Source organism: Gordonia paraffinivorans NBRC 108238 (assembly GCF_000344155.1).
Classification (GTDB): Bacteria; Actinomycetota; Actinomycetes; order Mycobacteriales; family Mycobacteriaceae; genus Gordonia; species Gordonia paraffinivorans.
On the sequence record NZ_BAOQ01000028.1, the window covers coordinates 87,213 to 93,688 of the forward strand.

A 6,476-nucleotide genomic window follows, 5' to 3' on the forward strand; every position below is an offset into this window, starting at 1 on the left:
CGTCCTCGGGTTCAAGTACACACCCGACCTGCGGCGATGACCAGTACAGAATCTGAACCGCCGACGGTACAGATCTTGGTCTGGAGGCCGGGTCCCGGTTCGTCGGACGCTCGATGGTGTCCGGACATCCAACGACACCGACTCCACGAGGACTCACCATCATGACGACGATCCACTCCACTCCCTCAGACACCGAGATCAAGGCACGGCACCGCCGCCTGTGGGCATCGGGCGACTATCCGGCCGTCGCCGATCTGATCGCCCCACTGGGCCGGCGACTCGTCGACGCACTGGACATCCGCGCTGGGCAGAAGGTCCTCGACGTCGCCGCCGGGGCGGGGAACGTCGCGGTTCCCGCGGCACGCACCGGCGCCCACGTCGTCGCCAGCGACCTGACCCCGGAGCTGCTCGAGACGGGCGAGACACGCCACCGAGACCTCGGCATCACCTGGCGCACCGCGGATGCCGAGGACCTCCCGTTCGACGACGACGATTTCGACGTCGCCACGTCGTGCGTCGGCGTGATGTTCGCGCCCCACCACGGCAGGTGCGCCGACGAACTCGTCCGCGTCGTGCGCCCCGGTGGCCGGATCGGCCTCATCAACTGGACGCCGACCGGATTCATCGGCGAGCTGTTCCGCGTGATGAAGCCGTACGCCCCGCCGCCACCGCCCGGCGCGCAACCCGGTCCGCTGTGGGGCGATGCCGACCACGTGCGATCGCTGTTCGGCGACCGCGTCACCGGCCACGAGTTCGACATCACCACGGTGGCGGTCACCGCATTCGACACGGGCACCGCGTTCCGCGAGTTCTTCAAGAAGCACTACGGCCCGACGATCGTCACGTACGGCACCATCTCCGACGACCCGGCACGTGTCGCCGAACTCGACGCCGCCATCGACGAACTGGCCGACCACTACATCGCCGGCGGGCGGATGGAATGGGAGTACCTGCAGGCGATCCTCACGGTCGCCTGAGTTCCCGCACGATCGCGGCTCTCGCCCGGACCCGCCGACTCCGGCGAGCTGTGGGCCGGGCCGACTCTGGAACTCGGGATCCTGGCCGGCGCCGCGACCCTGATGGGCGCGGCGCTCATCGCCTCCGGGCGGCTCACCACCGCCGCCTGGGTCTCGATCGCCGCGGCAAACGGACTGGCCTACCTCGCCTTCGCCGATGACCGGATCGAATTGCTCGCCCTCCGCGCACCGTGAGCAGCCCCCGCGGTTGCGGGGGGCGAGCCCGTGACCCGCTCCCCTGACCCGCGGGCCGGATCACGCGTGGGCGAACGCCGCCTCGGACTCCGGGTTCCGGGCGACGACGCGCCGGCCGATCGCGAAGCAGACCGCGGTCAGAACCGACGACGTGATCATGATGCACGCCATCGGGACCGCGGTGTCGTCGCCGCCCAGACCGCCGAGCGGCGAGAGCGCTCCGCCGACGAGGAACATGATCCCGCCGAGGACCGCGCTTCCGGCGCCGGCCGCGTCGTGGGTGTGTTCCATGGCGAGGGCGGCCGCGTTCCCGAAGATGAAGCCGATCGACAATGCGAGGACGAACAGCGGGATCACCAGTAGGACCGGCACCGACGACAGCGCCGCGCCCAGCACTCCGAAGGACGCCAGGATCAGCACCGGCAGGCTGTATCCGATCGTCGTCGCCGGGTGCACGTGACGCCGCGAGAGGCGTGAGGAGACGATGCCGCCGATCATCATGCCGCACGCGTTGGCGGCGAAGGCCAGCCCGTACACGAGCTCCGATGTGCCGATGACGTTCTGGTACACGAACGACGAGCTCGAGATGTAGGACATCAGCGCGCCGAAGGCGAACGCCTGCGTCAGCACGTACGCCATGAACGCAGGTCTGGTGAAGCGGCTGAGCACATCGCCGAATCGCAGGCGCGGGACACGACGTTCGGCCGGCAGCGTCTCCGGCACCGAGGTCACCGCGCCGACGAGCTGCAGGACCGCGGTCGCCAGGATCACCGCGAGCACGCCTCGCCACGGGACATGGCCGGCCAGAAGCCCTCCCGCGAGGGGTGCCAGGACCGGCGCGAGACTCTGGATCGTCATCATGATCGTCATCGCGCGTGCACCGGCGAATCCCCGTGCGCGGTCGGCGATCACGGCCCGGGCGATGACCATGCCCGACGCCGCGGCCAGCGCCTGCACGAACCGGGCGCCGATGAGCACCTCGATGGTCGGGGCCGCGACGACCACCACGCCGGAGAGCACGGCGCCCGCGGAACCGAGGATCAGCGGCAGCCGCCGGCCGAACCGGTCGGAGATCGGCCCCCAGATGACCTGTCCGATACCCACGCCGATCAGGAACGCGGTCAGCGTCAGCTGCACGTGCGTCGCATCGGTGTGGAGTGCGTCCTGGACCTCGATGAACGACGGCAGGTACAGATCGGTGGCGATCGGTGCCGTCGCGGACAGCAGTGCCAGCGTGAGCAGGAGGCGGGTGCTGATGCCTTCCTCGGATGGCGTCGGTGCGGAGCTCGTCACCGGCGGGAGATTATCAGCTGCGCTAACTACCTGCGGATTCCGGCTCCGTCAGCCAGATGGGCCGCCCCGCAATCGCCACGGCCGGAGTCGCCGCCCCCGGAATGCCTCGCAAATCGGGACGGTCTCAACCGTCGATCTCGCCGTATCCGACGACCAGCGGTGCATGATCGGACAGCCGCAACTCCGGGGCGGCCTCCTTGTCGACCTCGACCCACCGCGCCCGCCGGGCGAGTGCCGGCGTCGCGAGCTGGTGGTCGATCCGCCATCCGACGTCCTTGACGAACGACTCGCCCGCCCAGCTCCACCAGGTCAGGGGCCCCGGCCGGTCGCCGTGCAGTGCGCGCACGACGTCGACGAGCCGGCGGGGACCGGTGATCTGACCGAACCACTCGCGTTCCTCGGGCAGGAAGCCCTCCATCTTGCGGGCGGCCCGCCAATTGGTGACGTCGTGTTCGAGATGGGCGACGTTGAGGTCCCCGAGCAGCAGGAACTCCCGGCCGGCGCGACGAGCCGCGAGCCGGTTGCGCTGCAGCTCGCGGGCGAACGCGGCGAGGAACCGCTGTTTACGCAGGTACTTGGCGCCGCCGTCGGGTTTCTCGCGCATCGAGCCCGGCCGCTGCAGTTCGGCGGGGAGCCCGCCTTTCGGCAGGTAGATGTTCGCCACGGTCAGGGGCGTGTCGGCCAGGTCGACCTCGACGTATCGCCCCTCGGCGGCAAAGGCGTTCAGGCCGCGGGCCTTCGGCGGGTGGGTCTGCCACGTGCGGACGGCAGCGGGTGCGGTGCGGGTGAGGATCGCGACGCCGTTGCGTCCCGGGATGGTCCCGACGTCGACGGCCGCGGTGTAATCGCCGAACCGGTCGACGTCGTCGATCCCGCAACGCAGTTCCTGCAGCCCTATGACGTCGGCGTCCCGCGCGGTCAGCCAGTCGTCGAATCCGCGGCGGCGGGCGGCCCGAATCCCGTTGACGTTGAACGACACGACCGTGAGATCGGTGTCTGTCACGCGTTCCTCGCTCGCCTCCACTCGGCAACCCCTCGCCGGTCGCCTACCCCTTCCCACGCTAGCGACCCCGGTCGACCCGGCCCTCGGGCGGTGCCGCAGACGTCGGCGTCGTCGAAATCCCGGTGCGCCCGTGACACCTCGCCCCTACCGTGTTCCGCATGACCACCCGAGAACCCGTCCTGACCGTCTTCATCGATCCCGACGACGAGGGACGCGTCATCGATCAAGTCGCGCAGCGCTTTCCGCTGCTGCCGGCGATCTCCTTCGACGACGCCGCAGACGACCCGTCGCTGCGCGAGCAGTGGATGCACGAACATCCCCGCGTCGATCCGGGCGAACGTCGGTGCCGCCTCGTCGTCATCGAGCGCGGCAGCGGAGGCGAGACCGGCGAGGTGCCGGTGTCGCAGTGCGCCGAGCACATCCTGGACGTGATCGCGCCGCATGCACGCTCAGAGGCTGCGCGGACTCCCCCGTTCGAGGTGACGCCGGATGAGATCCCGTGGACCGCGCACGTCACGCTGTGGTCGTCGGACCGCTGACTGCCGACGGGCGCGGGACGAGTATCCCCGGAGTGAATCGATTCAGTGATGAATCGATTCAGTGATGAATCGATTCAGTGCAGTTCGTGCTCGACCACCGGGGTCAGAGTCGGCCGCTTGGGTTCCCGGCCGTCGCCGAGGGACACGCCGCGGAGCTTGCGGATGAACCAGGGCGTGAAGAACTCGACCGCCCAGCGCGCGTCGCGGATCACGGCCGCCACCGGATGCGGCTCGGGCGCAGGCGGCAACGGCTTGCCCCAGTCCGGGTCGGCGTCGGGCAGACCCAGGGCGTACGCGGCCGCGTCGGCGAACCGCTCGTGCCCGAACGGCGAGGCGTGCAGGCGATCCGACGACCACGACCGCGGGTCGGTCAGCACCGGCGCGGCAAGCAGGTCGACGAGGACGAAGTCGTAGATCTCGGCGAACTCGCGGTTCATCTCGTTCAATGCGAGCAGCCGGTGCTCCTTGCGCGCGGCGAGAGGGATGGTCCGCGAGACGTTCGGGAACGTCGACACGATGACCGTCGCATCCGTCTTCGCGAGGTTCCGGTAGATCGTGTCGAGATCCGAGCGCACCTCGTCGAGGTCGGACCTGCCGATCACGTCGTTCATGCCGAGCGGGGCGGCGATGAGATCCGGTTCGAGGGACAACGCCGGCTCGAGTTGTTCCTCGAGGACCTGCCGCGTCCGCTTGCCGCGGATCGCCAGGTTGGCGTATCGCAGGTCCGGGTTGTACGCCGCCAGGCGGTGGGCGAAGCGATCGGCCCAACCGCGGAATTCGTACTCCGGGTGCGGATCGCCCAGACCTTCTGTCTGACTGTCACCGATTGCCACGAAGCGCGAGTACTGCACGGCGACGATGATAGGACTCGGCGCGCAGTGTCGGGGGTCACGGACGCGTGCGGGCGAGAGCTCGTCACAGAACCGCATCTCACGGACAGAGCGACCCCCACCGAAGGACGAGCGCGACGCGGACCGCATCGCCGGCCGGGTCGGGCGCCCAGTCCTCGGTCACGGGCCGGGTCCGATCTCGCTTTCGACGACCCACTGTGGTTCGTCGTCATCACGCCGTCGGCCTCATGGTCGACCATCTCGATCGCTTGCGCAGGACGACCCCCTTGTGTCCCCGGCACTTCGACGGCGGTCAATATAGATGAGTGTCGAATCAGAAACCGGTGACCGAACCACAGGGCCTCGGCGCCGATCGAGCGCTGAGCGCGGCGCCCGCCCTCAAAGCGCTCGGTGATCCGGTGCGGTTGCGACTGCTGTCGGAGGTGGCGGCGCGTGCGGGCGGTGAGGCGTGCGTGTGCGATGTGTCGAGCCCGTTCGACCTGTCGCAGCCGACGATCTCACATCATCTGAAGGTGCTGCGGGACGCCGGCCTGGTCACCAGCGAGCGGCGCGGCACGTGGGTCTACTACCGGGTGAATACTGCGGTGTTGCAGCAGGTCTCGGGTTTACTGGCCGGTCTGGCCGCAGTCGAGGGCGAGCCTCGTCCGTGCGAGGACCCGCAGTGAGCGGGGGCGGGACGGCCGTGGCAGGGCGACTGCCGCTGCTCGACCGGTTCCTGCCGGTGTGGATCGGCGTGGCGGTGGTGGCCGGCCTGGTGCTGGGGCGTTGGGTCACCGGCCTCGGGGACGCCCTGGCCGCGGTCGAGATCGATGGCATCTCACTGCCGATCGCCGTGGGACTCCTGGTGATGATGTACCCGGTTCTGGCAAAGGTGCCTTACGACCGCCTCGATACCGTCACCGCGACCGGAACCTGCTGGTGTCGTCACTGGTCCTGAACTGGGTGGTCGGGGCGGCGCTGATGTTCGCACTGGCGTGGATGATGCTGCCCGACCTTCCCGAGTACCGAACCGGGTTGATCATCGTCGGCCTGGCCCGCTGCATCGCGATGGTGATCATCTGGAACGACCTCGCCTGCGGTGACCGCGAGGCCGCGGCGGTGTTGGTGGCGATCAACTCGGTGTTCCAGGTGCTCATGTTCGCCGTGCTCGGCTGGTTCTACCTGTCGGTGTTGCCCGGGTGGCTCGGACTCGAACAGACCGGCCTCGACGTCTCGCCGTGGCAGATCGCCGAGTCGGTGCTGATCTTCCTCGGCATCCCCCTGATCGCGGGGTTCCTCACCCGCCGGTTCGGCGAAAAGGTCAAGGGCCGCACCTGGTATGAAGACAGCTTCCTGCCGCGGATCGGACCGTGGGCGCTGTACGGCTTGTTGTTCACCATCGTGATGCTGTTCGCACTGCAGGGCGAGCAGATCACCTCTCAACCCCTGGATGTCGTGCGGATCGCGCTGCCGTTGCTGGCGTACTTCGCGATCATGTGGGGCGGCGGCTATCTGTACTGACCCGGAACGTTAGGTACAGAGTTCGGCGAGTCGACGTGACATAGGGAAGACCTCCGAGTGAGGTGTGGAGCTGTCTAAG

Annotated in this window: 7 protein-coding genes and 1 pseudogene; 5 read left to right on the forward strand and 3 right to left on the reverse strand. The window is 68.8% G+C overall.

Translation table 11 applies throughout. The annotated features are described in order from the left end of the window. Positions 1 to 161 precede the first annotated feature (161 nt). On the forward strand, positions 162 to 977 hold the full coding sequence (locus GP2_RS14400; protein ID WP_006901253.1) for a class I SAM-dependent methyltransferase: 816 nt from the start codon (positions 162 to 164) through the stop codon (positions 975 to 977). Positions 978 to 1,079: 102 nt separating this feature from the next. Beyond that, positions 1,080 to 1,211 (forward strand): hypothetical protein, encoded by a 132-nt coding sequence (locus GP2_RS22215; protein WP_255218630.1) that lies wholly within the window; start codon positions 1,080 to 1,082, stop codon positions 1,209 to 1,211. 60 nt (positions 1,212 to 1,271) lie between these two features. Here GP2_RS22215 and GP2_RS14405 read toward each other — a convergent pair whose 3' ends face one another. Together GP2_RS14405 and GP2_RS14410 are read right to left on the reverse strand one after the other, a co-directional pair. After that, entirely contained in the window at positions 1,272 to 2,504 is a 1,233-nt protein-coding gene (locus GP2_RS14405; RefSeq protein WP_006901254.1) for a multidrug effflux MFS transporter, read from the reverse strand. Positions 2,505 to 2,628: 124 nt separating this feature from the next. Continuing rightward, positions 2,629 to 3,507, reverse strand: a complete 879-nt coding sequence (locus tag GP2_RS14410) for an exodeoxyribonuclease III (RefSeq protein ID WP_040527115.1) — start codon at positions 3,505 to 3,507, stop codon at positions 2,629 to 2,631. A gap of 158 nt (positions 3,508 to 3,665) precedes the next feature. On the opposite strand from GP2_RS14410, the gene GP2_RS14415 reads away from it, so the two are divergent. Continuing rightward, positions 3,666 to 4,046 carry a hypothetical protein gene (locus tag GP2_RS14415; protein WP_157211694.1) on the forward strand — a complete coding sequence of 127 codons (381 nt, stop codon included), beginning with the start codon at positions 3,666 to 3,668 and terminating at the stop codon, positions 4,044 to 4,046. 74 nt (positions 4,047 to 4,120) lie between these two features. Here GP2_RS14415 and GP2_RS14420 read toward each other — a convergent pair whose 3' ends face one another. Then, entirely contained in the window at positions 4,121 to 4,897 is a 777-nt protein-coding gene (locus GP2_RS14420; RefSeq protein ID WP_040527117.1) for an SGNH/GDSL hydrolase family protein, read from the reverse strand. Between the two features lie 323 nt (positions 4,898 to 5,220). On the opposite strand from GP2_RS14420, the gene GP2_RS14425 reads away from it, so the two are divergent. After that, positions 5,221 to 5,562: an ArsR/SmtB family transcription factor gene (locus GP2_RS14425; protein ID WP_373278934.1), complete on the forward strand. Its 342-nt coding sequence runs from the start codon at positions 5,221 to 5,223 to the stop codon at positions 5,560 to 5,562. Continuing rightward, positions 5,559 to 6,391: pseudogene (gene arsB / locus GP2_RS14430) on the forward strand (ACR3 family arsenite efflux transporter); the annotation flags it as partial. The gene GP2_RS14425 and the pseudogene arsB, both read left to right, overlap by 4 nt. Between the last annotated feature and the right edge of the window lie 85 nt (positions 6,392 to 6,476).

What these genes read in the sequence shown, in the direction of transcription:
- GP2_RS14400 (WP_006901253.1), top strand. Translation starts at nt 162, where the DNA reads ATGACGACGATCCACTCCACTCCCTCAGACACCGAGATCAAGGCACGG.
- GP2_RS22215 (WP_255218630.1), top strand. Translation starts at nt 1,080, where the DNA reads ATGGGCGCGGCGCTCATCGCCTCCGGGCGGCTCACCACCGCCGCCTGG.
- GP2_RS14415 (WP_157211694.1), top strand. Translation starts at nt 3,666, where the DNA reads ATGACCACCCGAGAACCCGTCCTGACCGTCTTCATCGATCCCGACGAC.